This is a genomic window from Rhodovulum sulfidophilum DSM 1374, from assembly GCF_001633165.1.
GTDB lineage: Bacteria > Pseudomonadota > Alphaproteobacteria > Rhodobacterales > Rhodobacteraceae > Rhodovulum > Rhodovulum sulfidophilum.
In genome coordinates this window covers 1,108,700-1,133,068 of record NZ_CP015418.1, presented here as the reverse complement: position 1 = coordinate 1,133,068, position 24,369 = coordinate 1,108,700, and the positions used below count along the sequence as shown (strand labels likewise).

Below are 24,369 nucleotides of genomic sequence, written 5' to 3'. Positions count from 1 at the left end.
AGGCGAACGGGGGCGGAAACCCGCCCCCGTCCTCTGCCGTCAGTGTCCGGTCGCGGCACCGGCCCCGCGCGGCACGCGGATGCTCTCGACCAGCTCCACCACCTCGCGAGGCGGCGTCCGGGTCACGGAGGAGACCCCGAAGGCGACCGCGAAGTTGAGGATCGCGCCGACCGCGCCGATCGACAGCGGCGAGATGCCGAACAGGTAGTTCTCGGGGACATCCGCGAAGGTGGCGGTGCCGGGGATGAAGAACCAGCCCTTGTAGAGGAAGATGTAGATGGCGGTGAAGACCAGCCCCACAAGCATCCCCGCGATGGCGCCTTCCTTGTTCACGCGCTTGGAGAAGATCCCCATCATCAGCACCGGGAAGATCGTCGCCGCGGCCAGACCGAAGGCCAGCGCCACCACCTGCGCGGCGAAGCCGGGCGGGTTGAGACCAAGCCAGGTGGCGATCAGGATCGCGCCGGTCATCGAGATCCGGGCCGCCAGCAATTCGCCCTTCTCCGAGATCTTCGGATTGATCGCCCCCTTGATCAGGTCATGCGAGATCGCCGAGGAAATCGCCAGGAGCAGCCCCGCCGCGGTCGACAGCGCCGCCGCCACCGCCCCCGCGGCCACCAGCGCGATCACCCAGGAGGGCAGCGCGGCGATCTCGGGATTGGCCAGCACCATGATATCGTTGTCGATCTTGGTGACCTCGTTGCCCTGCCAGCCACGCTCGGCCGCCAGTGCCTGCATCTCGGGGTTCTTGTCGTTGTAATACTGGATCCGACCGTCGCCGTTCAGGTCTTCCATATGCAGCAGGCCGGTCTGTTCCCAGGTCTTCACCCAGTTCAGCCGGGGATCGGTCTGGATCGCCTCGAGGCTGACCGCATCGCCGTCCAGCGCATTGCCCGCGACCGCATTGGGCCACATCGTGGTGGTCAGGTTCAGCCGCGCCATCGAGCCGACGGCCGGGGCCACGGTGTAGAGCAGCGCGATGAAGACCAGCGCCCAGCCCGCCGAGGTGCGCGCATCGGCCACTTTCGGCACCGTGAAGAAGCGGATGATGACATGCGGCAGGCCCGCGGTGCCGATCATCAGCGACATGGTGAAGAGGAACATGTTCAGCATGTTCGGGGTGTCGGCGGTATAGGCGGTGAAGCCGAGTTCGGTGACCACCTCGTCGAGCTTGGCAAGGAAGGCCTGGTCGCCGCCGCCCGGCGCGTAAGAGCCGATCAGCCCGAGCTGGGGCAGGAAGGAGTCGGTCAGCGCCAGCGAGATGAAGATCGCCGGGATGGTATAGGCGATGATCAGCACCACATATTGTGCCACCTGGGTATAGGTGATGCCCTTCATGCCGCCGAACACGGCATAGGCGAAGACGATGGCCGCGCCGATGTAAAGCCCGGTATCGGTCGAGACCTCGAGGAAGCGCCCGAAGGTCACGCCGACGCCGCGCATCTGCCCGATGACATAGGTGATCGAGATCACGATCAGGCAGATCACCGCCAGCAGCCGCGCGCCGCCCGAATAGAACCGGTCGCCGATGAATTCCGGCACGGTGAACTTGCCGAACTTGCGCAGATAGGGCGCCAGCAGCAGCGCCAGCAGCACATAGCCGCCGGTCCAGCCCATCAGGAAGGCCGACTGGGTATAGCCGCCGGCAGGCGCCAGCGCGATGATCCCGGCCATCGAGATGAACGAGGCCGCCGACATCCAGTCGGCGCCGGTCGCCATCCCGTTCAGAACCGGGTGAACGCCGCGCCCCGCGGCATAGAATTCCGCGGTCGAGCCCGCCCGGGCCCAGATCGCGATGCCGATATAGATGGCAAAGGTGAGGCCGACGAAAATGAGGTTGAGGGTAAATTGATCCATCTGGTCCGGGCTCCCTTACTCATCCACGCCATGCTTGCGATCCAGCCCGTTCATCAGCCAGGCATAGACGAAGATCAGCACGAGAAAGATGTAGATCGAGCCCTGCTGGGCGAACCAGAAGCCCAGATCGGCGCCGCCGATCATGATGCCTTCCAGCGCCGGCCTGAGCACGATGCCCAGACCGAAGGATGAGACCGCCCAGATCACCAGGCAGACGAGGATGATGCGCACATTCGCGCGCCAATAGGCAGAGTCCTGTCCGGACATTTGGTTCCTCCCGTATGTCGGTTGCAAAGGCCCGGCCGCCCACCTCCCGATGCGGGCGGCCGGAAAACTGTCGCGCGGAATAAGCGCGGCGCGCGCCTAGCCCCGGTTTCTCCTGTTGTCGACGAGCTCCTCGACGACGGAGGGGTCGGCGAGGGTCGAGATGTCGCCGAGCGAGTCGAAATCGTTCTCGGCGATCTTGCGCAGGATGCGGCGCATGATCTTGCCCGAGCGGGTCTTGGGAAGGCCCGGCGCCCATTGGATGATGTCGGGCTTGGCGATCGGGCCGATCTCGGTCCGGACCCATTTCTCCAGCTCCTTGCGGAGCGCGTCGGTCGCCTCGACCCCGTTCATCAGCGTCACATAGGCATAGATGCCCTGCCCCTTCAGCTCATGCGGGTAGCCGACCACCGCGGCCTCGGCGACCGCCTGATGCGCCACCAGCGCCGATTCCACCTCGGCCGTGCCCATCCGGTGACCCGAGACGTTGATCACGTCATCGACGCGCCCCGTGACCCAGTAATAGCCGTCGGCATCGCGGCGGCAGCCGTCGCCCGAGAAGTAATAGCCCTTGTAATGGCTGAAATAGGTCTCCTGGAAGCGGTCGTGATCGCCCCAGATCGTGCGCATCTGCCCGGGCCAGCTGTCCTTGAGGCAGAGGACGCCCTCGGCCTCGGTGCTGTCGATCTCCTTGCCCGATTCCGGTTCCAGCACCACCGGCTGCACCCCGAAGAAGGGCCTGGTGGCCGAGCCGGGCTTGGTCGCGGTGGCGCCCGGAAGCGGGGTCAGAAGATGGCCGCCGGTCTCGGTCTGCCACCAGGTGTCGACGATCGGGCAGCGGCCCTTGCCGATATGGGTGTTGTACCATTCCCAGGCCTCGGGGTTGATCGGCTCGCCGACCGAGCCCAGCACCTTGAGCGAGGACAGGTCGTATTTCTCGACCCAGTCGGTGCCCTGGCCCATCAGCGCCCGGATCACGGTGGGGGCGGTGTAGAACTGGTTGACCTTGAGATCCTGGCAGATCTGCCACATCCGGCCCGCATCCGGGTAGGTCGGCACGCCCTCGAACATCACGGTCGTGGCGCCATTGGCGAGCGGACCGTAGACGATGTAGCTGTGGCCGGTGACCCAGCCGACATCGGCGGTGCACCAGAACACGTCGCCCTCGTGATAGTCGAAGGTGTATTCATGGGTCATCGCGGCATAGGCGAGATAGCCGCCCGAGGAATGCACCACGCCCTTGGGCTTGCCGGTCGAACCCGAGGTATAGAGGATGAAGAGCGGATGCTCCGAGGCCAGCTCGCGCGGCGGGCAGTCGGGCGAGGCATGCTCCATCAGGTCGAGGACGTCCACGTCTCGCCCGGGGATCCAGGTGGTCTGATCGCCGGTATGCTTGACGACCATGCAGCGCACCTTGTCCGAGCAGTGCAGGAGCGCTGCATCGGCATTCGATTTCAGTGCGGTCTTGCGCCCGCCCCTGGGCGCGGTATCGGCGGTGATGACGACCTTGGCGCCGCAATCGTTGATGCGGTTGGCCAGCCCGTCGGCCGAGAAGCCCGCGAAGACCACCGAATGGATCGCCCCGATCCGGGCGCAGGCCAGCATCGCATAGGCGGCCTCGGGGATCATCGGCATGTAGATGACCACGCGGTCGCCCCGCATCACGCCCTGGCTCAGCAGGACATTGGCCATCCGGTTCACCTTCTCGTGCAGCTCGCGATAGGTGATGTGCTTGACCGGCGCGTCGGGCTCGTCGGGCACGAAGACGATCGCATCCTGGTCGCCCCGGGTCTTCAGGTGGCGGTCAATGCAGTTCGAGGCGACGTTCAGCGTGCCGTCGCGAAACCAGTGGATCTCGACCTCGCCCATCCGGAAGTTCGTGTTCTTCACCTCCGTATAGGGCTTGATCCAGTCCAGACGCTTGCCATGCGTGCCCCAGAACCCTTCCGGATCCTCGACGGACTCGCGATACATCGCCTCGTATTTCGCCGAATCAATATGTGCCCCGGAGACAAAATCCGGATCCGGCGCATGCATCGCCGCCGCAGCCTCGCCGGGTTTCGTCATCTCGGTCATACTGTATCCTCCTCTCGGACAAGCCCCTGGCGGGGAATGGCCACCCGCCTCCTCATTCCGAGCTTTTTACCAAATCCTGTAAAAAATGAACGCCTCATCGCTGAAGCCCGAAAAGAATTGTGAAATGAGTGACGAGGGAAAAGGAAATCTTGTCAAATTTTTGACAAACCGCGTGCCGCGCCTTCCCGGCCCCGGTGCTTGCAGCAGGGCAGGCGCTTCCTATATCGGCCACAGATCACCACGACATATGGCATGACCAAGATGGGATATTTCCGGACGGCACTTCTGATGGCGGCGCTGACCGCCGTCTTCATGGGCGTCGGCGCCATGATCGGCGGCAGCGCGGGCGCCATGATCGCACTGGTCGTCGCGGCCGCGATGAACCTCATCACCTGGTGGAACTCGGACGCCATGGTCCTGAGGATGAACAATGCCCGCCCCGCGACCGGGCCGGACGGGGCCGAACTGCAGCGGATCGTGACCGGGCTTGCGCGCGGGGCGGGCATGCCGGTGCCCAAGGTCTATCTGATCGACAGCGACCAGCCGAACGCCTTCGCCACCGGGCGCAGCCCCGAGAATGCGGCGGTGGCCGCCACCACGGGTCTGCTGGCCCGGTTGTCCGCCGAAGAGATCGCGGGGGTGATGGCGCATGAGCTGGCCCATATCCAGAACCGCGACACGCTGATCATGACCGTCACCGCCACCTTCGCGGGCGCGATCTCGATGCTGGCGAATTTCGCCTTCTTCTTCGGCGGCCGCCGCGAGGGTGGCGCCGGGATCGTCGGCACCCTGGCGATGGCTCTGCTGGCGCCGATGGCAGCCGCGCTGATCCAGATGGCGATCAGCCGAAGCCGCGAATACGAGGCCGACCGGATCGGCGCCGGGATCTGCGGCCACCCGCTCTGGCTTGCCTCGGCGCTGACCAGGATCGAGGCGCTGGCCGAGCGGATCGACAATCCGGCGGCCGAGCGCAACCCGGCCACGGCGCATATGTTCATCATCAACCCGCTGCATGGCGGGGCCCGCGACAAGCTGTTCTCGACCCACCCGAATACCGCGAACCGGGTCGCGGCCCTGCAACGGATGGCCCCCGGGGCCACCCCCGCCATGACGCGGCCTGCGACACAGCGCCCGATCCGCCGCGCCCCGCGCGGTCCCTGGGGCTGAGCATTGCGGCCGTTCAGCGCGAGCGGACCTCGAGGCTGAAGCTGCGGGCGCCATCGCCCAGCCCGGCCGGCGCGGCCGGAAAGCGGCCCGCCTGACGCACCGCCGCCAGCGCCAGCCCGTCAAGCCGGGCATTGCCCGAAGAGCGCACCACCCGCACCGAGACCAGCGTTCCCCGGGCCGAGACCGTCAGCTCGACCAGCGCTGCCCCGCGCCCCGCGCCCTCGGGCACCCGGCGCTGGATGCGCGCCCGGATCGCCGCGCCCCATTGCGCCATCAGCGTGGCGACCCGACCCGGATCGCGGGTCGCAGCGCTGGCCTCGCCCGCCCGGCCGCGCGCCGCGCCCCCGGCCCCGGCCGCCTTTTCAGCCTGCTGCATATCCGAGCTTTGCGACGCCGCGGCCCGGACCGGCTGCTGCGACGCGGGCTGGGGCTTCGGGGCGGGTGTCGGCTCGGGCTTCGGATCGGGGCGCTCGACCGGGCGGGGGGTGTCGGCCCGGGCCTGCCGCACCTCGGGCCTCGGATCGGGGTGGCGCTCGGGTTCGGGCGGCGGCTCGGATGCCGCCATGGCGGCAAGGCGCGGCAGATCGGGACGGCGCGGCGCCGGGTCCGTGAGTTCGGGCAGCAGCTCGGGGGGCGCCAGCTCGGGCGGAGCTTCGGGCGGCGGCGGTGCCTCGGGCGCGGGCAGGGCCTGGGGCGGTGCGGGCGGGCTGTCCCATTCCGAGACCTGGCGGGCAATGGCCGCCGTCGCCGCGGCCAGCGTGGCGAGATCCTCGCCGCCGCCGCCCGCGGCACTGATCCCGGGCGTCTCATCCCCGGGCCAGAGCGCCAGATGCAGCACGAGCGCCAGACCGCCAAAGGCCAGAACTTCAAGACCGCCCCGCATGTCAGCGCGCGGCCGCGACCAGCTCGACCGGGGCCACCCCTTCGGCCGCGAGCCGGGCCAGCACCCGCGCCACGACCGCAGCCTCGGCGGCACGATCCGCCCGGACCGACAAGGGCCCCTCGCGCGGCACCTCGGCCAGCGCGGCATAGACCGCCTCGTCGCGGGCATCGCCATAGGCCAGCATGCCATCGGCGGCGACCAAAAGTGCTGCCTCCGCCTCGGGCGGGCGGTCGGACGCGGCCTCGGGCGGGTCTATCTCGATCGGGTCGGGCGGCGCGAGCCGGGCGCCGATCAGGAAGAAGATCAGCAGAAGAAACACCACGTTGATCATCGGAACGACGCTTTCCCGCGCCGGACGCGGGGCGGGCATGGGCAGGCGCATGAGCTTACTCCACCAGAACGGGCTGGCTGTAACCGGCCGCCGACAGCGCCTCGATCACGTCGATCACCCTCTGCAGCTCGGCGCCCTCGCGCGGACGCAGCACGACCGGATCGGACGGCTCGGAGACCAGCGGCGCCAGCGCCTCGGCCAGGCCCTCGAGCGGGGTCTCGATCCCGTTCAGCGCCAGCGTCCCGGGGCGGATGTCGATCAGCCGGGGCGGGCCGGACCACTCGGCAGTACCGCCCGCACCGCCCGAGACCGGCAGCGCCACCTCGGCGCCCATCCGCGCGGCCAGCATGAAGAAGACCAGAAGCAGGAACACCACATCGACCATCGGCGTCAGGCTCGGCCTGCGCCGGGCCGCGGCGGGTTGCAGCCCGAGGCTCATTCCGCGGCCGCCCGAAGCGCCGTCCGGCCCGGACCGCCCCGGGTCAGAACGCGGGTCGCGGCATCCTCGATATCGACCCGCGCGGCTTCGGTGACGCTTTCGAACCAGGACAGGGCGACCGAGGCCGGGATCGCCACCGCCATGCCAGCCGCGGTGGTCAGAAGCGCTTCCCAGATACCGCCCGCCAGCGCCGAGGGGTCGGCCCGCGCTCCGGTTTCCTGCAGGGTCTTGAAGGCCGCGATCATGCCCAGAACCGTGCCGAGAAGGCCGATCAGCGGCGCGATGGTCGCGATGAGATCGAGCGCGCGCAGACCGGACCGCGCCCGGGTCAGCTCGCGCGTGGCGACGCGGGCGACCTCTTCGCGGGCGGTGGTGGCGTCAAGCTCGGGGTCGAGCCGGGCCTCGATCGCGGCCCGCACCGCAACGGCGCGCAGTCCGCGCCGCCCGTCGAGCGCGGCCCGGGCACGCCAGACATCGCCCTCGAGCCAGCCCGCGACCGCGCCTTGCACCGCCGTCCGCGACCAGGCCCCGGCCAGGGCGAGACGCCAGATCTTCCACAGTATCAGCGCCACCGTCATGACCGACAGAACGGCAATGGCCCAGATCGCCGGGCCGCCCCGGTCGAGAAACTCGGCGATGGCGGCGGTCTTGTGGGTCAGGTCCATGGCAGGCTCTCCGTCATTCGGTCGTCATTCAGGCGTCATTCGGCAGCGATCGGACCACTGGCCTGAGGCAGAAGGTAAGGTCCGTCGGAAGGAAGCGCGTTCACGCGCAGCGGGCACATATAGGCCCGGCTCAGCAATTCGTCGCACAGCACCTCGGCCGGCGCGCCCTGCGCCATAAGCCCGCCCCCCGCCATCAGCGCCACGCTGTCGGCGAACATCGCGGTGAGGTTCAGGTCGTGCATGACGGTGACGATGCCGCCGCCCCGGTCGGCAAAATCGCGGACGATCGCCATCACCTGCAACTGGTGGCCGATATCGAGCGCCGAGACCGGCTCGTCGAGAAACAGCCAGCGCGGCTGGCCATGGGCGGTCGGATGCCAGACCTGGGCCAGCACCCGGGCCAGCTGCACGCGCTGCTGCTCGCCGCCCGAAAGCTCCTGATAGGGGCGCGGCTCGAAGCCCGCCAGTCCGACCCGCGCCAGCGCCTTCGGCACCAGATCGGGCTCGGCCGCCTCGATGCCGCCCATCAGGCCCAGCCGGACCACCTCGGCGGCGGTGAAGGGAAAGGCCATGGGCGTGGCCTGCGGCAACACCCCCCGAAGGCCTGCGAGCACCCAGGGTCGAAGGGAGGCGGGATCGTGGTGGTTCAGCCGGATCCGCCCATCATGGGAGAGTTCACCGGTGAGTGCTCGCAGGAGGGTCGTCTTGCCCGAACCGTTCGGGCCGACAATGGCGGTGATCTGTCCGGGCTGCGCGCGGAAATCGACCCCTGTCAGGATCTCGCGGCGCCCCAGACGGACGGTAATTCCGGTGGCGTCGAGCATCGGTCAGATCCCCAGCAGGCCGCGGCGGCGCAGCAGGATCCACAGGAAGACCGGCCCGCCGAGAATGGCGGTGACGATGCCGATGGGCAGCTCGGCCGGCGCGATCAGGCTGCGGGCGATCATGTCCGCGCCGATCAGCAGGGCCGCGCCCAGCAGGGCCGCGTTGACCAGCAGCGGCCGGTGATCGGGCCCGGTCGCGAGCCGCAGGAGATGCGGCACGACGATGCCGACGAAGCCGATGCCGCCGCTGACGGCGACCGCGGCCCCGGTCGCGCCCGCCACGGTCAGGATCGCGACGGTCTTGAGCCGCTGCACCGGGATGCCGACATGCGCGGCGGCGGCCTCGCCCAGCGCCAAACCGTTCAGCCCCCGCCCCAGCATCGGTGCGGCCACCAGCGCCAGGATCATCAAAGGCGCGGCCGCGGCAAGCTTGGCCCAGGTGGCCCCGGCAAGCGAGCCGAGCCCCCAGAAGGTCAGATCGCGCAGCTGCGCATCATCAGCCATGTAGACCAGAATGCCCGACAGCGCGCCCGCAAGCGCGCCAAGCGCGATGCCGCCCAGAAGCATGGTCGCGACCGAGGTCTGCCCGCGCCGCGTGGCGATGCCGTACAGAACCAGCGTGGTGGCCCAGCCGCCCGCGAAGGCCGCGAAGGGCACAAGGTGATAGCCCAGCGCGTCCGCGATCCCGGCGGGCAGCAGACCGCCCAGGACGATGGCCGCGATCGCGCCCAGCCCGGCGCCCGAACTGACACCGACCAGCCCCGGATCGGCCAGCGGGTTGCGAAAGAGCCCCTGCATCACCGCGCCCGAAACCGCCAGCGCCGCGCCCACAAGCGCGCCCATGACAAGCCGCGGCAGGCGGATCTCGAACAGCACGACCCGGTCGGCCAAAGCGATCTCGCGCCCCGCCGCCATGTCCGACAGCACGGTCCAGGGCATGGTGCCCGCGGCACCGACGGCAAGGCTTGCCGCCGAGATCGCCAGCAGCGCCAGCGCCAGCAGAACCGTCAGCCGCCAGGCGCGGGGCGTGCGATCCCAGTGCGGGGCGGGGCCGGGAACGTCGTGCGAACCGGGGACGTCATGCGAAATCGCGACCATCGGTTCAGCTCCCGGCGCGGTCGAGCGCGTCGGACAGATCGCGCACCGCCTCGGCCGTGCGCGGCCCGAAGCCCAGCAGGTAAAGCCCGTCCATCGAAACCAGCGCGCCATGGGCGGCGGCAGGGGTAGTGCGGACCGCGGGCAGGGCCAGAACCTCGGGCGCCAGATCCTCGGCGCCGGCGCGCGACATCATCAGGATCACGTCGGGGGCGGCCCGGGTGACGGCCTCGTCGGTGAGCGGCTTGTAGCCCTCGAAATCGTCGATCGCGTTCACGCCGCCCGCCAGCCGGATGATGCCGTCGGCGGCGGTGTCGCGCCCGCCCGCCAGCAGCCGCCCGCCCTGAACGGACAGGACGAACAGCACCCGCCGCGCGGGGCCCTCGGCGGCCTGCGCGGCAGCGGCATCGAGCGCGCGGCCCAGATCGGCGGCAAGCGTCGCGCCCTTTTCGGGCACGCCCAGGGCCTCGGCCACGACCTCGATCTTGGCGATCACCGCATCCCGGTCATAGCCGTCGGGCACGACGACGAAGGGGATCGCGGCGGATTTCAGCAGATCGACCGCCTCGGGCGGACCCGCGCCCTCTTCGGCCAGGATCAGGTCGGGCGCGACCGACATCACGCCCTCGGGCGAAAGCCTGCGGACATAGCCCACATCGGGCAGGGCGGTGATGGCCTCGGGCCAGCTCGAGCTGGTGTCGCGCGCGACCAGCCGGTCGGCCTCGCCCAGCGCCGCGACGATCTCGGTCACGGCCCCGCCCAGCGACACCACCCGGTCGGCCGCCTGCGCGGGCAGCGCGGCCAGCGCCGCAAGGGTCAGTGCGACAACAAGCGGGCGGATCATGCCGCCACCTCGAGCCCCGGCAGGGTCGCGACGATCTCGCCCCAGGGCCCCGTGTGATCGACCTCGCCCACGCGCATGCCGAAGGCTTGAAGGATCAGCATGCCATCGGCATCGAAGGCCTCGACCGAAATCGCGGGGCCGCGCCGGGTCGGCTTGGTGACGGCCCAGACCTCGGCCACATGATCGGCGCGCAGATGCAGGTTGAACCCCGGATCCAGGATGTTCAGCCAGGGACCGGTCGGCTTGACCGTCTCGATCGGCCCGGAATGGATCTCGATGCAGCCCCGGTTGCCGACGAACATCATGAAGGGCACGGCCTCGTCGGCCAGCGCGTTCAACAGCCCGCGCAGGCAGAAGGGCGCCAGCGGCCGGACATAGGGCGCGCCCGCGATCCGGTAGGCCCCGAGCCGGTTCATCTTGAGCTTGCGCACCATCTGCAGGAATTGATGGGTGTCGGTCAGCCGGTCCCATTGCGCACGCAGCGTCGCTTCGGCTTCGGGCCGGATCAGGGCCGGCTCGACCGGGCTGCGGGGATCGAGCGCCAGGCTGTCGGACTGGTCCTCGAGCCGGAGCGCCGCCACCAGATCCTGCCAGGCCCCGGCATCCGAGGCGTCGCGCAGGTGGATCTTGTGCACCGCATCCCCGGCCGCATCGAAGATCTGGATCGAACGGCGCGCCTTGCCGCCCTTCTGTTCCTCGACGGCAAAGCCATGGACCCAGTGGCGCGGAAAGATCCTGAGATCGATGGCCGGGCTCAGCACCATCGCGGCATGATCGCCGGGCGTGTAATCGCCATAGGTGCCGACCTTCTCGATCACGGCGCTGTCATTGCGGGTCAGCGCCATCACCTCGCCGAGCCCCGGCATCGCCTGCATCAGCGCATCGGGATGGGCGGCGATCCGGGTCACGCCACGGCCCGCCTCGGCGGCCAGGATTGCGGCCTCGGCCAGTCCCAGACGATCTGCCAGATCACGCGACCGCGCAGTCGATTTCTCCTGCCGCATCGACCGGATCTGCTCTGGCGACATCGCCTTGCCGTCTCCCATGGGAGCCCCTTTCGGACTGTTCCTGAATATGCACGGTCTGGCCTGGGCGGCGCCCTCGCAGGGCACGCCAGCTTGCTGGATCGCATGGGCCGTTCCCGCGGCCCTCATTGTTGACAGAAACTATCAGATTTCATAACCGATGCAAGACCGTCCTGCGAGGGATCGCCGGCGGATCTGCCACCGAACATGCGCCAGCCTTTTGCAAGCCATGAAAACTTTCGTGACCTGACAAAGGGATGAACATGACGGTACGACATATGACCGTAGGCCTGCTGGCCTGCGGCACCGCGATTGGTTTGGCCTGGCCCGCAACCGCACAGGAAAGCTTCAGCCTCGACCCGGTGATGCTCGGCCAGAGCAAGCGCGAGGTGCGCACCGATACCGCGATCTCGGAGACAGTGGTCGATGAGGATGAAATCGAGGACCGGCAGGCCACGACCATCGCCGAACTGGTCGATTCGGTGCCGGGCGTGTCGCTGATCAACGGCAACACGCCGCAAGGCTCGGGCATCAACATCCGCGGCTTCGGCGCCAACTCCACCAACGGCTCGGACCAGAAGGTCGCGATTCAGGTCGACGGGGCCAGCGTGGGGTCGGAAGAGCTGTACCGGATCGGCACCCAGCTTTTCACCGACCCCGCGCTCTACAAGCAGGTGACGGTGATCCGCGGCACGGCGGGCACCTTCGAATACGGGTCGGGCATCATCGGCGGGCTGATCCGGCTGGACACCAAGGACGCCTCGGACTTCACCAGCGGCGAACCCGGCTTCAAGCTGCGCCAGACCCTGCAATATGGCACCAATGGCGATGCCTGGGCCTCCTCGACGATCTTCGCCTGGCAGCCCGACGAGAATCTCGAATTCCTCGGCAACTACACCTATCGCAGCCAGGGCGTGCAGAAGGACGGCGGCGGCAATGGCATCGGCAGTGACGGGTTCGACCTGCCTTCATGGATGCTGAAGGGCAAGTACACCTTCGGCGAGGCGCGCGAGCATTACGTCAAGCTCAGCTATTCCGACACCAGTTCCGACCAGAAGGACGTGCCCTATGACACCTTCGGAGCGGTCGGCGACAGTTTCGGCAATGTCGACCGCAAGATGCGCTCGAAGACCGCCGTCATGGAATACGGCTTCAATCCGGCGGGCAATGACCTGATCAACCTGACCGCCACCCTCAGCTATGCCGAGCAGAAGATCGATCAGGATTACGTGCCGGGCAGTTCGAGCTGCGAAACCACATTCTGCGGTATCCCCTTCCCGCCCGGCGGCTTCGCTGCCACCAATGCCGATCACCGCTACGAAACGACCAAGCTGACCGTCAAGAACCAGGCCCTGTTTGCGACCGGCCAGCTCGGCCATGACCTGCGGCTGGGGGTCGAATACATCCGCAAGGAACGGCTCGACGCCGCTTCGGCACCGGGCGGCACCGACAAGCGCTGGGCGCTGTTCGCGGTCGACGACATGTCCTTCGGCGGGCTGACGCTGACCCCGGCGCTGCGCTACGAGACCCAGGACATCGGCGGCGACAGCTATGCCGATTACGACAATGACGCGCTGATGGGGGGCCTCTCCGCACGCTATGCCTTCGGCAACGGATGGGCGGTCTTCGGCAGCGCCGCCTATACCGAGAACCTGCCCATCATCGACGATCTGGGCACGCCCGCCTACATGACCCGCAGCGAGAAGGCCCGGACCTACGAGCTGGGCTTCTCCTATGACCGCGGCACGGTCTTTGCCGATGGCGACGATCTGGCACTGAAGCTCACCGCCTATCACACCACGGTCTGGGACATCACCTCCTATACCACCGACATGATGGTGCCGATCACCGATGCGCGGATGAAGGGGCTGGAACTGGAGGCGGCCTACAGCCTGCCTTCGGGCCATTATGTCGACCTCAATGCCGATATCGCGCGCGGCGAGATCACCACTCCGGGGGTCCCGGACGACTGGGAAGGCACCCCGGCCGACCAGATCCGGGTGACGCTGGGCCGGAAATGGGGCGAAACCCTGGACCTGAGCTGGGAAGTGGCGCATGCGGCCGAGATGAACCGGTCTGCCAAGCCGTCGGGGTCGAACACCGTCCACAACCTGCGCGCCACCTGGCGGCCGCAAGACGGGGTGTTCAAGGGCACCGAGATCCGCGCCGGTATCGAGAACGCCTTCGACCTCGACTACACGCCGCATCTGGCGACCCGGCCCGCGCCGGGGCGGACCTTGAAACTGACCCTGGCCAGGACCTTCTGAGCCGAGGTCTTTCCGCCCCCACGCCCCCTGCCCCCGGCCCGCTGCCGGGGGCGCCTCGCGGATCGCGGCGCTCGACCGGAGCCCCCGCGCGCCGCACCGCGAGGCCCGGGGGCCCTCTCCGGCGCTGCCGGATCAGCCGCAGCTTTGCCAGCAGAGCTGCGGTGCGAAGCGCGGCGGCGTCGCCATCAGCGTATCGAAGGTCATCCCGGGCAGGCCGTATCCGGCGATCGGCGCATAATCGACCTCGGTCTCGACCACGATCATCCGGTCGCCAAGCTCCATGGCCGGGATACGGCCGCGAAAGCCCGACCGGGCGATATCGGAGGCCGTCAGCGCCTGCATGCCCTCACTCGCCCCCGACCAGTCCAGCGCCAGCTCGCGGGTGCTGTCCGCCTCGCAGGCCGCGGAACAGCGGATCACGGTGACCCGCAGCCGCGCCGTCGGCCCGGCCAGAAAGCGCAGCACCGCATCGGCCGAGTCGAGGAATGGCTGATCGACCGGCCGGGTCTGGCGCGACAGCATGTCGGCCAGCGTATAGGTGGCCTTGGTCGCGGTATTGCGCAGCTCGAAGGCGCCGACGAAGACATGCAGCGCCACCAGCGCCCAAAGCAGCAATGGCAGCACCAGCACGAATTCCACCGTCAGGCTGCCCTCCTCGCGCCGAAGGAACCTAGCGGGACGCAAGGCGGTCATGTCGCGGGCTCGTTGACGAAGGCGCCGGTCACGATCAGCGCATAGTCGCCCTCGGCCGTCTTGGGCAATCTGCGGCCCAGACCGGTGCCGGGGAAGATCGGCTGAAACAGCGCACAGACCCGGATGAACATCAGCTCGTTCCCGACCCCGTTGCGAAAGTCGAGCGAGGCGTCGATGGTCTCGGCACGATCAACGCATTTCGGCGCCGCCGTCATCGTGGTCCAGGCCGCGGCGGGCAAGGACCGCATCTCGACGCGCAGTACCTCCCGGCAATTGCGGATGATCGCGGCGGTTTCGCAGATCCGGTCGCGGAAGCCGTCGAAATCGGCCACCCCGGGCGCCCCGAGCCGGACGTCGCGCACCGCGATATCGGTTGCCCGCGCCAGTGCCATCTGCCGGACATTGAGAATGCCAAGCTCGAAGGCCATCAGGAAGACCGCAAACAGGATCGGGAACAGGATCACCATCTCGACGGTGACGCTGCCCCTCCGGTCGCGGGCAAAACGGCCTGTCGCCCCGATCATCGCCCCCTCCTCAATGGATCAGCCGCAGCGTGTTGATCTTGCCGGAGATGGCCGAGAACACCTCTTCGATATTGGCGGGGGTGGCATCGAAGAAATAGAGCGGCGTCGAAGCGCAGCTCTGCATCTGCTGCCGGGCCTCGTCGGGCGCCAGATAGGCAATGGTGAAGATCATCACGCCATTGGCCCTGGCCAGGCGGCAGGTCTCCTGGAAACTGGCGAGATTGGTGCTGTCGGAGGTGATCATGCGCCGCTTCGAAAGCGCCTGCCGTTCCAGCTCGACCGTGGCATTGACCGCGGCATCGGGCTCGGTCGGGCGGTACTGTTCGGTGATCTGGCCATCGGTCAGCAGCACGATGTATTTCGCGGTCTCGCGATCGTCCCAGGCGGCAGGCCGATCCACGAATTCGGCCGGAACCAGCCCTTCGGCCGCAAGATGCCGGAAGGCGGCATTCGAGGACGGATCGAGCAGGCCCAGCGCGTATTTCATCGCGTAATGGGTCCCGGTGCCGTCATGCAGCCTGAGATCGTCCAGGAAGGCATCGAGCGCGGCCGCGTCATTCTGGGCATACTGGATCGCGGTATCATCCTCCGGGCACCAGCCCCAATCCATCACCGCGCGGTCGATGGCCCGGTACATGAAAAGCGGGGTCTGCTGGTAGGGGCCGTCGGCGGGCAGCCCGCTCTGGCCGAAGTCATCGCTGCCGAGTTCGAGACAGGCCCCCGGACGCGGGATCGGGACGGCCTGGAAATCGAAATCCTTCCACATCAGCTCGTGATCGGCTTTCGCCTCGGAATTCTTCTTGCCGCCGTTCTCACCGTCCCCGGAAACCAGCGGGTCGGGATCGGGCGCGTCGCCATTGCCGTTTGCGGCGACGGCGTAATACTGCGTCGTCTGGATGCCGCCCTTGACGCGCGCGCCGATGACCGTGGCCGGGGCCAGCACCGGAACCGCGCTGCGGATGAAATCCACCATCCCGGCGAAGAAATCGTCCGGATCGTTGCTGATATGGCCGGGCGTGCCGGCATCGGGAAATTCGTCGACCTTGACCACCGTGTCGGGCATGCCGTCGCCATCGCTGTCGAGATAGACGGTCATGTGCGAGATATCCTGCGGCCATTCCTCGAAATGGTTGCCCGCATCGGCGCGCCACTGCCCGCCCAGATAGTCGAACATGACCGGTCCCGGATTGGTCTGCCCGGCATAGGGAACGAGATTGATCGAGACCCGGGTCGGGTCGTTGCCAAGCACCGAACGGATGAACCCACTGGCCGCCGGGCGCATCATCGCCATCCGCCGATCCCGGCCCATCGAGCCCGAGATGTCGAGCACCAGCGAGATCTCGCTGTCGGGAACATATTCGCGCGCCACGCCCGAAGCGCCGCTGGTCAGCGACTCGATGCCGGTGAATTGCAGAAAGATCGTGTCGATGTCGAAACGCGCGGTCGCCCCGACCACCCGGCCGTCGAGATCCGACTGCACCACGACATTGCTGATCCTGTCCTCAAGCCCCTCGCGGCGGAAATAGTCATGTACCAGGCCCTCGGGGTCCTGGCGGCTGTCGAGACTGGCCGCGGCCAGCACGGCACGGTCAAGCGTGGCCTGCAGCCGCGTGCGTTCCTCATCGGCGCGGAGGAAATCGACGGCCATGCCGCCGGCGATCAGCATGCCCACGAAAGCGAAGAGGAAAAAGACGACAAGCGCCCCGCGCTCGTCGCCGCCGAAGCTGCGAAACCGGTTCCCGACGGATCGAAGGATACCGTCGTCACGCTGATGCATCCGTTTTCGACCCTTTCCCGGCCCTGCTCAGTGCCCTGTTCAGTGCCCTGCCCCGTGACCCGCCGCCCGCTTTCGGCAGCGACCCTGCTTTTTCAGCGGCGCCTCAGCTTTCGGTGCTTCCCTTGTTTTCGCCGTGCCCCCGTTTCCGGTGGCGTCCCACGGCGTTCGGCGGGACAAGGTGCGGCACGCCCGCGCGGGACAGAATTTCGCCGGAATGTGGCACCAATGGGCCAAAGGCGGGAAAGACCGATGGCATTCAGGTGGCATTCGGGAACAGTTCTACCGGCCTGCCCCGCCAGACGAGGCATCAGCGCGCCGATGAGCGGAAATCCGACCATCTCCCGACCGCTCTGCCACCGGGCGGGAACCCGGAGCGCGACCGGACGTTCTTTCCGCAATGGACACGGCCGCCCGAGACCGGCGCCGGTCCGCCCAAAAGAACGGAGAAAAAGATGATCCGCACTTCGCTTCTGGCCGCGCTGCTTGGCGCGACGATCGCCGCCCCCGCGCTGGCCGACGACATTCCGATGATCAAGTCGATCGATGTCGAAACCTCGCTGACCGATCTCAACAACCCGCAGGCCGCGGCCTACTGGAAGACGCTTGACGAGGATCTCGAGGCCGCCATCGCCTCGCAGCTGGTCGGTCAGCTCGGCGAGACCGGCATGGACATCAAGATCGACATGAACGAGGTCGAACTGGCCAATTTCTTCCAGGAGCAGATCGGCGCCGCCGACAACCAGCTTTCGGGCACGGTCAACGTGATTGACATGGAAGACAATTCCAATTTCGAGACCTTCGATCTGACCGTCAAGATGAACCAGATCATGCCGATGCTGCCCGAAGGAACCGACGTGACCGTGATTACGCCCACCAGCGAAGAGGTTTACGTAGCGCTGGTCGCCACCTTCGCCCGCGCGGTTGTCGACCATATCGACGTCTGACAAAGGCCCGATCGGGGGGCGCTTCGGCCCCTGCCACGGCCGGCCCTCCGGGGTCGGCCGTTTCGCGTGAACGCGGGCGGCGCCGGCAAGCGCCCTGCCCCGCCAGCCGACCGTGGCGGATCAGAACAGGAACGCGTCGATCTCGCCCTCATCCGCCGCCCCGGCGGGCGCCTCGTCCCCTTCGTCCACGGGTCTGGGCAGGCCCAGAACGGCATCATGGAGATCGCGCTCCTTCTGCATGGTGTAGAGCCGCCGCAGATCGGCCAGCAGATCGCCGAAGGCCGCAACCTCTTCGGGAGCGGGCGCCCCCCGGGACAGGCCCAGCCGCGCGAAGAGCCCGGGCCAGCCCTCGCCGCTGGCGCTGATACTCTGCGCCTGCCCGGCGGTCTGGTCCAGAAGGGCGATCGTACGCGGGCAGGCTTCGGCCAGGGTCGCGCCATGCGCCTGGAGCCGGTCGAGCACGGTTTCAAGCTGACCGGCCGCGACCGCCGGATCGCCCTCGACCCCGCGCCCCTCGGCGGCACGGCGCCGGGTATCGGCCACGGTATTCTGCGCCCCGACAAAAAGCGCGCGGATGCGCAGCGCCGCGGCGCTGGTCTCTGCCGCGATCCCGCTGAGTTCCCTAGCGATGACCCGCAACCCGCTGGCCCGGTCGCCAAGCCCGCTGCACCGGATCGCCATGTTCAGCCACAGCAGCCGCACATCATGCTCGGTGCGTTCCAGGACGTCGATCCGCGACATCATCTGCTGCATCGCATCGGCCGCGCGCTCGCCCAGACGGCGGGCGGCTTCCCGGTTGCGGGCATCGTCCTCCAGCAGCGGACCGATCGACTGCAGATAGCGCACCAGCGCCGCCAGCGCCGCGCCGCTTGCCGCCAGCATCCGCCCGGCACGCTCGGTCCCGGCGCGCAGCACCGCGTCGGCATCGACCCGCATCGCCTCGAGCGCGGCGACGAACTGCGCCAGCTCGGCGGTGAAATCCTCATGCGTCGCGCGCAGCTGTTCGGCCGCCAGCGTCCCCAGCAGCGCCGCCAGCCGCGGCGCCCCGTCCCTTTCCGCGGCCGCGCCGAGCCGGGCGAGGATCGCCTCGACATGTTCGAGCCGCTGCCGTGTCATGTCGCCCGCCTGCACCGCCGCGACCGCCGTGCCGACCTCGGCGCCGATGCCCGCCGCCAGCGCGGCCGACTTGCCCGCATGTTCGGCTGCCTGCGCCCGCTGTGCCTCGAGGCTCTGCAGATCCGCGTCCAGCCTGTCGCAGATCTCGGTCATGATCCGCCAATGATCGCGACTGAACGCGGCCTGGCTGCGACGGGTCTCGGCGACGCCATGACAGACCCGGTCATGCACCTCGGCAATCGAGCGCACAGCCCCCAGCGCCTCGGCTGCGATACCCGCCATCTCGCTGGTGAAGGCGTTCAGATCTTTCTGGTCCGGGCCGATCCCGGCCGCCACGATCCGGGCATTGACGGCGACAAGGCCCAGAAGCCGGATCGACGCCTCCATCTGTTCGAGCGGCACCCGCACCTGCCGGGTGGTCTCGTCCAGCCGGGCGATCTCGGCGTCGCCGCTGGCAATGCCCGCCAGCACTCGGCCGACCTCGTCACGCAAGAGGCCGATCTGCGCGACCCCGCTCAGGAACGCCTCGCCCTCGAATTCCAGGGCCATGTCGCGATGCGCGTCCGAAATGTCGGAGAGCAGCCGCGCGCCCGCCATCAGCCCGCTTCCCATCGCCAGGAAGGCCTGCTCGATCGTCTCGCGCGGCCCGGCGATACCCGCCCCGAACCGACCCGAGGCGATCTCGGCCAGGGTTTCGGCGGCGATGGTCTCGGCGACCGGAGGTTCAGCGGCAGGGGGAGTGCTCGGCTGCACAAGCCGCAAATGCGTCGGCACCGCGCCCGGCCCGGGCCGGCAGCACCGCATCGGCGCTGAGCTTCTTCTCGACCTGCATCCGCCGCGCCCGCTGCGGCCGGAGCCGGGCCTGGGCCGCGGCCCGCGCGGTGTCGCAGATCATCATCCGCGAATGCTGCAGGAACTCGACCGAGCCCATCCGCGGCTTGGTCACGACATCGACCGCACCGGCCTCCATCGCCGCCATCAGCGCGGCCGAGCCCTCTTCGGTCAGGCTCGAACAGATCACCACCGGCAGCGGCCGCTGGGCCATGATCTTGCGCAGGAAGGTCAGCCGGTCCATGCGCGGCATCTCGATATCGAGAAAGATCACGTCGGGCAGCTCGCAAGCGATCCGCTCGGCGGCGACATAGGGATCAGCGGCGGTGCCCATGACCTCGAGACAGGGGTCGCCGGTGTCTTGTTGCACAAAGCTGTGAGGATGATTAACTTAGCGAATACAATATGTTAAATTCTATGCATGCTGAAGCCCCCTCCCACTCGCTATCACATGACGAACTGGCCCGACGACAATGTCGCGCTTCGCCAGCGAGGCGCACTCTCTGTCTGGGTTGATCCGGGCACAGTCTGGCACGCCGGAAAGACCGGCAAGCCTGAGCGGTCCGAGAGGGTCTCTGATGCAGCGGTCCAGGTCCGCCTCACACTGAAAGGGCTCTTCGGCCTTCCGCTTCGGCAAACGGCCGGGCCAGTCGAAAGCCTGATCCGGATGGCTGAGCTCGACGGACCGGTGCCGGATTGTTCGACGCCGTGCCGACGCCAAGCGCGGCTCGAGGTGCAGATCCCGTATCGCCGCACAGGCAAGCCCTTGAACCTGCTTGTCGACAGCACCGGGGTGACGTTCCCTGGGTAAGGCGGGACCGTGGCGTCAGTGGCGCCGCGTAAGCCTGCCGAACCCGCGTGGGGTCTCCGACCGTTCGGCGCTGAAATGATCCCCCGGATCCTTTCCGGGACGCCCCCCTCCGGAAGCACGGGCCATCACGCCGCCAGCAATGGAGGAAGGTCGACATCGAGATGGACACAAACCCGGGGACAAGCCTCGCCGCGAAACGAGATCCGGCGCGCACCCCGGCACCTCGGCGTGGCACTCTGGGCGGGCGACCATGTCAGAAGTCGGGTCGAGGCGCAGATGAACCGCCCGAAGATCCTCGCTGAGCGGATCATGTCCCGAGCCCCCGACCGCCAGACTGCCGAAATCCGGATCCGCATCATTCGCCATTGTCGCTCGGACCAATGGCGCGACATGGCCCATCCATGGACCGCTTCTCGGCCCTCGGCAGGGTCGAGATCGAGGCGATCGCCTGAAGGGCGACGCGAAAGGGGGCCAGCGACCGCACGCTGATTTGCTCAACAACGCCATCGAGAGGTCACAATCTGCGCAATAAAACTGCCCTGCATTTTGCGAATATCTGCCCCCTGAGCCGATTTATTGCCAGAATGACAACCGGCATCGGCATTTCCCGGCACGAGAAACCGAATCGCTTGCACGCGGCCGGGATCATTCCGAGGCGATTTCTGCCGTGGAACGGTCCCGGAAGGACGCGTTTCGGGCTCCTCGGGACCGGGTCGGCGGGCGGTCTGCCCAGGACGACGGCGGAAAGCGCGGTTCGGAACCGCGATGGGCAATCGGCACCTGGCCGATGCCGCCCCGGCGCAGCAGGATCGGCGCCCGCCTAGCACGGGGCGCGCGATCCGGCCCGTGATGCGATTGCCCCCTCCGGCCCTGCCTCGCATCACCGCACCCGGGCATTGTCCCCGGTCAGGGCATGGGGCGGCAGTCCTCCCTCGGCAGGCATCACTCGGCGGCTTGCCCGGCTGTGGTTTCAAAAACCGGAACAATCCCCGCCCCAGCGACAGAGATCCGTTCCGAACCGGCCGGGATCCGGACGCCCTGACGGCCGGGTTTCTGTCTCATCGGCCCTGTTTGCCGCAATTTACGGCATGTTCGGTTGACGCATCGCGTAACATCGTCGAAGGTCCGGCCGCTGATCCAGAAGGAGACACTCCCCGATGCTGAGACGTTCGTTCCTGTCCGCCGCGGCTGCCGCGCTGGCACTCGGCGGCCCCGCCCTGGCCGCCGATCTCGATGGCATGAAGCCCGTGACCCTGCGGCTGGCCCATGTGGTGAACGAGCAGGACGCCTATCAGGTGGCCGCCGTCGCCTTCCGCGATCTCGTGGCCGAACGCAGCGACGGCAAGATCACCGTCGAGATCGTGCCCAATGCCACGCTTGGCGACGAGCGCACCCTGCTGGAAGGCATGCAGATCGGCAGCGTCGACATGGGGCTGATCACCAACGGTCCGGTCGCGAACTTCGTCGAGGAGATGGCGGTGTTCGAACTGCCCTTCCTGTTCCCCTCGGACGAGGCCGCCTACAAGGTGCTCGACGGCGAGATCGGGCAGGAGCTGCTGGACCGGCTGGCCGATGTCAATCTCAAGGGCCTCGCCTATGCCGAGCGCGGCTTCCGCAACCTCACGAATTCCAGGCGGCCGGTGTCGACGCCTGCCGATCTGGACGGGCTGCGCATCCGGGTGATGGAAAACCCGGTCTATACCGACAGTTTCCGCGCGCTGGGCGCCAATGCCATTCCGATGGCCTGGACCGAGGCGCTGACCGCGATGCAGCAGGGCACCATCGACGGGCAGGAAAATCCGGTCGGCGTGGTCCATGCGTTCAAACTGAACGAGACCCAGACCTACATGACCATGACCCGGCACACCTATGCGCCCGCGATTTTCGTGATGGGCATGCCGGCCTGGTCGAAGCTGCCCGAGGCGGCGCAGGAGATCGTGCTGCAATCGGCGCGCGACGCGGCCGCCGCCGAACGCGCCTTCAACGCCGAGACCGAGGCCGAGCAGCTCGCCGAGCTGAAGGCCGCCGGGATGGAGGTGAACGAAAACCCCGACCTCGCCGCCTTCAAGCAGGCCGTGGCGCCGGTCTATGAGAAATACGGCGATAAATTCGGCGACATCCTGACCCGGATCCAGGCGGAACTGAACTGACGTGCTGAGCTTCCTCGGCCGGATCGACCGTGCGATCGGCGCTGTCCTCGCCCCCGTCATCGCGGCAGGCATGGCCGCGCTGATCGCTGTCATCACGCTGCAGATCGTGTCGCGGGTGGCCTTCACCGCGGTCGGCTGGACCGAGGAGGTCGCGCGCTTCCTCTTGATCGGCCTGACCTTTCTGGGCGCCGCGCTGGCCTGGCAGCGGCACCGCCACATTGCCGTCGGCGTGCTGGTCGACAGGCTGCCCGACCGGGCGCAACGGATCGCGACCGCGCTGGCGCTGGTCATCGCGGTGGCCTTCCTGATCAGCCTGGCCTGGGTCGGCCAGACCTACATGACGATGCAGAGCTACCAGAAATCGGCCGCTCTGCGCCTGCCGATGAGCTATGTCTATGCCATCGTCCCGGTCAGCGCGGGGCTGATGGCCTGGCTGGCCGCGACCGACCTGATGCGGCTTTTGCTGACAGGCGCCCGTCCCGCCGCCGGGGAGCCGGTGGAATGAGCCTGCTTCTCTTCGGCCTGTTCTTCCTCTTCCTCATCCTGGGCCTGCCGGTGGCGCTGGCCATCGGCGGCGCGACCATGGTCGCGATGCAGGCCGGCGGCGTGCCGCTGCTGGTGCTGCCGCAGCAGATGTTCTCCGGCATCAACTCCTTCGCGCTGGTCGCGGTGCCGATGTTCATCCTCGCGGGCGACATCATGGCCCAGGGCAAGGTCAGCGCCCGGCTGGTGGCGCTGGCCGATGCGCTGATCGGCTTTCTGAAGGGCGGGCTGTCCATCGTCTCGGTGCTGGCGGCGATGTTCTTCGCCGCGATCTCGGGCTCGGGCGCGGCGACGACGGCGGCGGTCAGCTCGACGCTGGTGCCCGAGCTTACCCGCAAGGGCTATGACCCGGCCTCGGCCGCCAGCCTGATCGCGGCGGGCGGCACCATCGGCGTGGTGATCCCGCCCTCGGTGCCGATGATCATCTATGCGGTGATCGCGCAGGAATCGGTCTCGGCGCTGTTTCTGAACGGCTTCCTGCCCGGCATCGCCATGGGCGCGGGCCTGATGATCGTCGCCCTGGTGCAGGGCCACAAACGCGCCTATCCGAAGGGCGCACCATTCTCGCTGAAGACCATCTGGCGCAGCTTCGTCTCGGCCTTCTGGGGGCTGATGACACCGGTCATCATCCTCGGCGGCATCTTCTCGGGGGTCTTCACCCCGTCCGAGGCGGCGGTGATCGCGGTCAATTACGCGATCCTCGTCTCGCTCTTCGTCTATCGCGACATGGGGCTGAAGGACATCTACCGGCTCATGGTCCGTTCGGGCGTGACGACCGCCGTGATCATGTTCGTGATCTCGGCCTCGGCCGCGCTCAGCTGGGCCTTGTCGAACTGGCAGGTGCCCGCGCAGATCGGCGCGCTGGTGCTGTCGGTCTCGGACAACCCGATGGTGGTCCTGGCGATGATGCTGGTGCTGATCCTCGTCACCGGCATCTTCATCGAGACCGCCTCGGCGCTGATCATCCTGACGCCCCTGCTGTTGCCGCTGGCGCTGCAGATGGGCGTGGACGCGGTCCATTTCGGGGTGATCCTCGTCGTCGGCCTCGCCATCGGCATGATCACGCCCCCGGTCGCGATCAACCTCTATGTCGCCTCCTCGGTGACCGGGCAGGGGCTCGAGCGCATCGCCAAGGCCGTGCTGCCCTATCTGGCGGTGCTGGTCGCGGTCCTGATCCTCGTGACCTATCTGCCGGTACTTGCGGGCTGAGACCGGCACGCGGCGGGCTCCGGCCCGCCGCCAC

22 protein-coding genes and 1 pseudogene are annotated in these 24,369 nt (G+C 67.9%); 7 read left to right on the top strand and 16 right to left on the bottom strand.

Going from position 1 to position 24,369, the window contains the following annotated elements; translation table 11 throughout:
* Positions 1–39: 39 nt before the first annotated feature.
* From A6W98_RS05470 to acs, 3 genes are all read right to left on the bottom strand, one after another.
* On the bottom strand, positions 40–1,857 hold the full coding sequence (locus tag A6W98_RS05470; protein ID WP_042458840.1) for a sodium:solute symporter family protein: 1,818 nt from the start codon (positions 1,855–1,857) through the stop codon (positions 40–42).
* A 15-nt stretch (positions 1,858–1,872) separates the two neighbouring features.
* Positions 1,873–2,124 carry a DUF4212 domain-containing protein gene (locus A6W98_RS05465; protein WP_042458837.1) on the bottom strand — a complete coding sequence of 84 codons (252 nt, stop codon included), beginning with the start codon at positions 2,122–2,124 and terminating at the stop codon, positions 1,873–1,875.
* Between the two features lie 96 nt (positions 2,125–2,220).
* Complete coding sequence (gene acs / locus A6W98_RS05460) at positions 2,221–4,158, bottom strand: acetate--CoA ligase (RefSeq protein WP_231098431.1); 1,938 nt, start codon at positions 4,156–4,158, stop codon at positions 2,221–2,223.
* Positions 4,159–4,458: 300 nt separating this feature from the next.
* Here acs and htpX point away from each other — a divergent pair, with 300 nt between their 5' ends.
* Positions 4,459–5,364: a zinc metalloprotease HtpX gene (gene htpX / locus A6W98_RS05455; RefSeq protein ID WP_042464602.1), complete on the top strand. Its 906-nt coding sequence runs from the start codon at positions 4,459–4,461 to the stop codon at positions 5,362–5,364.
* A gap of 13 nt (positions 5,365–5,377) precedes the next feature.
* On the opposite strand, the gene A6W98_RS05450 is transcribed toward htpX, so the two are convergent.
* From A6W98_RS05450 to A6W98_RS05415, 8 genes are read right to left on the bottom strand one after another with little or no spacing between them, the layout of a single operon-like run.
* Positions 5,378–6,247, bottom strand: a complete 870-nt coding sequence (locus A6W98_RS05450; protein ID WP_042458834.1) for an energy transducer TonB — start codon at positions 6,245–6,247, stop codon at positions 5,378–5,380.
* Between the two features lies 1 nt (position 6,248).
* Positions 6,249–6,629, bottom strand: coding sequence for an ExbD/TolR family protein (locus A6W98_RS05445; RefSeq protein ID WP_042458831.1), 381 nt, complete (start codon positions 6,627–6,629; stop codon positions 6,249–6,251).
* Between the two features lie 4 nt (positions 6,630–6,633).
* Entirely contained in the window at positions 6,634–7,017 is a 384-nt protein-coding gene (locus A6W98_RS05440) for an ExbD/TolR family protein (RefSeq protein WP_042458829.1), read from the bottom strand.
* On the bottom strand, positions 7,014–7,682 hold the full coding sequence (locus A6W98_RS05435) for a MotA/TolQ/ExbB proton channel family protein (RefSeq protein WP_045291839.1): 669 nt from the start codon (positions 7,680–7,682) through the stop codon (positions 7,014–7,016). Before A6W98_RS05435 ends, A6W98_RS05440 begins: the two co-directional genes overlap by 4 nt.
* Positions 7,683–7,717: 35 nt before the next feature.
* Entirely contained in the window at positions 7,718–8,506 is a 789-nt protein-coding gene (locus A6W98_RS05430; RefSeq protein ID WP_042458826.1) for a heme ABC transporter ATP-binding protein, read from the bottom strand.
* Between the two features lie 3 nt (positions 8,507–8,509).
* The gene (locus A6W98_RS05425) at positions 8,510–9,604 is read right to left on the bottom strand and encodes a FecCD family ABC transporter permease (RefSeq protein ID WP_042458823.1); all 1,095 of its coding nucleotides are present in this window, start codon (positions 9,602–9,604) and stop codon (positions 8,510–8,512) included.
* 4 nt (positions 9,605–9,608) lie between these two features.
* Entirely contained in the window at positions 9,609–10,445 is an 837-nt protein-coding gene (locus tag A6W98_RS05420) for a heme/hemin ABC transporter substrate-binding protein (protein ID WP_042458821.1), read from the bottom strand.
* Complete coding sequence (locus A6W98_RS05415; RefSeq protein ID WP_042458819.1) at positions 10,442–11,491, bottom strand: hemin-degrading factor; 1,050 nt, start codon at positions 11,489–11,491, stop codon at positions 10,442–10,444. Before A6W98_RS05415 ends, A6W98_RS05420 begins: the two co-directional genes overlap by 4 nt.
* Positions 11,492–11,748: 257 nt before the next feature.
* On the opposite strand from A6W98_RS05415, the gene A6W98_RS05410 reads away from it, so the two are divergent.
* Positions 11,749–13,737 (top strand): TonB-dependent receptor plug domain-containing protein, encoded by a 1,989-nt coding sequence (locus A6W98_RS05410; protein WP_042458817.1) that lies wholly within the window; start codon positions 11,749–11,751, stop codon positions 13,735–13,737.
* A 132-nt stretch (positions 13,738–13,869) separates the two neighbouring features.
* On the opposite strand, the gene A6W98_RS05405 is transcribed toward A6W98_RS05410, so the two are convergent.
* The 3 genes from A6W98_RS05405 to A6W98_RS05395 are packed head-to-tail and all read right to left on the bottom strand — an operon-like array spanning position 13,870 to position 16,731.
* Positions 13,870–14,430 (bottom strand): TadE/TadG family type IV pilus assembly protein, encoded by a 561-nt coding sequence (locus tag A6W98_RS05405; RefSeq protein WP_042458816.1) that lies wholly within the window; start codon positions 14,428–14,430, stop codon positions 13,870–13,872.
* Positions 14,427–14,954 carry a TadE/TadG family type IV pilus assembly protein gene (locus A6W98_RS05400; protein ID WP_042458814.1) on the bottom strand — a complete coding sequence of 176 codons (528 nt, stop codon included), beginning with the start codon at positions 14,952–14,954 and terminating at the stop codon, positions 14,427–14,429. The genes A6W98_RS05405 and A6W98_RS05400 overlap by 4 nt, the downstream gene beginning before the upstream one ends.
* A 10-nt stretch (positions 14,955–14,964) precedes the next feature.
* On the bottom strand, positions 14,965–16,731 hold the full coding sequence (locus A6W98_RS05395) for a TadE/TadG family type IV pilus assembly protein (protein ID WP_052677937.1): 1,767 nt from the start codon (positions 16,729–16,731) through the stop codon (positions 14,965–14,967).
* Between the two features lie 452 nt (positions 16,732–17,183).
* On the opposite strand from A6W98_RS05395, the gene A6W98_RS05390 reads away from it, so the two are divergent.
* Positions 17,184–17,675 carry a hypothetical protein gene (locus tag A6W98_RS05390; RefSeq protein ID WP_042458812.1) on the top strand — a complete coding sequence of 164 codons (492 nt, stop codon included), beginning with the start codon at positions 17,184–17,186 and terminating at the stop codon, positions 17,673–17,675.
* 120 nt (positions 17,676–17,795) lie between these two features.
* On the opposite strand, the gene A6W98_RS05385 is transcribed toward A6W98_RS05390, so the two are convergent.
* Together A6W98_RS05385 and A6W98_RS05380 are read right to left on the bottom strand one after the other, a co-directional pair.
* Entirely contained in the window at positions 17,796–19,544 is a 1,749-nt protein-coding gene (locus tag A6W98_RS05385) for a hypothetical protein (RefSeq protein ID WP_155734730.1), read from the bottom strand.
* Complete coding sequence (locus tag A6W98_RS05380; protein ID WP_231098371.1) at positions 19,516–19,992, bottom strand: response regulator; 477 nt, start codon at positions 19,990–19,992, stop codon at positions 19,516–19,518. Before A6W98_RS05380 ends, A6W98_RS05385 begins: the two co-directional genes overlap by 29 nt.
* A gap of 51 nt (positions 19,993–20,043) precedes the next feature.
* On the opposite strand from A6W98_RS05380, the pseudogene A6W98_RS21830 reads away from it, so the two are divergent.
* The 4 genes and pseudogenes from A6W98_RS21830 to A6W98_RS05360 all read left to right on the top strand — a co-directional run bounded on the left by A6W98_RS21830 (position 20,044) and on the right by A6W98_RS05360 (position 24,335).
* Positions 20,044–20,885, top strand: a pseudogene (locus A6W98_RS21830) (transposase).
* Positions 20,886–21,590: 705 nt separating this feature from the next.
* Positions 21,591–22,583 (top strand): TRAP transporter substrate-binding protein, encoded by a 993-nt coding sequence (locus tag A6W98_RS05370; RefSeq protein ID WP_042458806.1) that lies wholly within the window; start codon positions 21,591–21,593, stop codon positions 22,581–22,583.
* A 1-nt stretch (position 22,584) separates the two neighbouring features.
* Positions 22,585–23,088: a TRAP transporter small permease gene (locus A6W98_RS05365; protein ID WP_042458803.1), complete on the top strand. Its 504-nt coding sequence runs from the start codon at positions 22,585–22,587 to the stop codon at positions 23,086–23,088.
* Positions 23,085–24,335 carry a TRAP transporter large permease gene (locus A6W98_RS05360; protein ID WP_042458800.1) on the top strand — a complete coding sequence of 417 codons (1,251 nt, stop codon included), beginning with the start codon at positions 23,085–23,087 and terminating at the stop codon, positions 24,333–24,335. Before A6W98_RS05365 ends, A6W98_RS05360 begins: the two co-directional genes overlap by 4 nt.
* Positions 24,336–24,369 lie beyond the last annotated feature (34 nt).

Bases quoted from the DNA above. Each gene is read 5' to 3' on its own strand.
- A6W98_RS05470 (WP_042458840.1), bottom strand. From the start codon at position 1,857: ATGGATCAATTTACCCTCAACCTCATTTTCGTCGGCCTCACCTTTGCC.
- A6W98_RS05465 (WP_042458837.1), bottom strand. From the start codon at position 2,124: ATGTCCGGACAGGACTCTGCCTATTGGCGCGCGAATGTGCGCATCATC.
- acs (WP_231098431.1), bottom strand. From the start codon at position 4,158: ATGCATGCGCCGGATCCGGATTTTGTCTCCGGGGCACATATTGATTCG.
- htpX (WP_042464602.1), top strand. From the start codon at position 4,459: ATGGGATATTTCCGGACGGCACTTCTGATGGCGGCGCTGACCGCCGTC.
- A6W98_RS05450 (WP_042458834.1), bottom strand. From the start codon at position 6,247: ATGCGGGGCGGTCTTGAAGTTCTGGCCTTTGGCGGTCTGGCGCTCGTG.
- A6W98_RS05445 (WP_042458831.1), bottom strand. From the start codon at position 6,629: ATGCGCCTGCCCATGCCCGCCCCGCGTCCGGCGCGGGAAAGCGTCGTT.
- A6W98_RS05440 (WP_042458829.1), bottom strand. From the start codon at position 7,017: ATGAGCCTCGGGCTGCAACCCGCCGCGGCCCGGCGCAGGCCGAGCCTG.
- A6W98_RS05435 (WP_045291839.1), bottom strand. From the start codon at position 7,682: ATGGACCTGACCCACAAGACCGCCGCCATCGCCGAGTTTCTCGACCGG.
- A6W98_RS05430 (WP_042458826.1), bottom strand. From the start codon at position 8,506: ATGCTCGACGCCACCGGAATTACCGTCCGTCTGGGGCGCCGCGAGATC.
- A6W98_RS05425 (WP_042458823.1), bottom strand. From the start codon at position 9,604: ATGGTCGCGATTTCGCATGACGTCCCCGGTTCGCACGACGTTCCCGGC.
- A6W98_RS05420 (WP_042458821.1), bottom strand. From the start codon at position 10,445: ATGATCCGCCCGCTTGTTGTCGCACTGACCCTTGCGGCGCTGGCCGCG.
- A6W98_RS05415 (WP_042458819.1), bottom strand. From the start codon at position 11,491: ATGGGAGACGGCAAGGCGATGTCGCCAGAGCAGATCCGGTCGATGCGG.
- A6W98_RS05410 (WP_042458817.1), top strand. From the start codon at position 11,749: ATGACCGTAGGCCTGCTGGCCTGCGGCACCGCGATTGGTTTGGCCTGG.
- A6W98_RS05405 (WP_042458816.1), bottom strand. From the start codon at position 14,430: ATGACCGCCTTGCGTCCCGCTAGGTTCCTTCGGCGCGAGGAGGGCAGC.
- A6W98_RS05400 (WP_042458814.1), bottom strand. From the start codon at position 14,954: ATGATCGGGGCGACAGGCCGTTTTGCCCGCGACCGGAGGGGCAGCGTC.
- A6W98_RS05395 (WP_052677937.1), bottom strand. From the start codon at position 16,731: ATGCATCAGCGTGACGACGGTATCCTTCGATCCGTCGGGAACCGGTTT.
- A6W98_RS05390 (WP_042458812.1), top strand. From the start codon at position 17,184: ATGATCCGCACTTCGCTTCTGGCCGCGCTGCTTGGCGCGACGATCGCC.
- A6W98_RS05370 (WP_042458806.1), top strand. From the start codon at position 21,591: ATGCTGAGACGTTCGTTCCTGTCCGCCGCGGCTGCCGCGCTGGCACTC.
- A6W98_RS05360 (WP_042458800.1), top strand. From the start codon at position 23,085: ATGAGCCTGCTTCTCTTCGGCCTGTTCTTCCTCTTCCTCATCCTGGGC.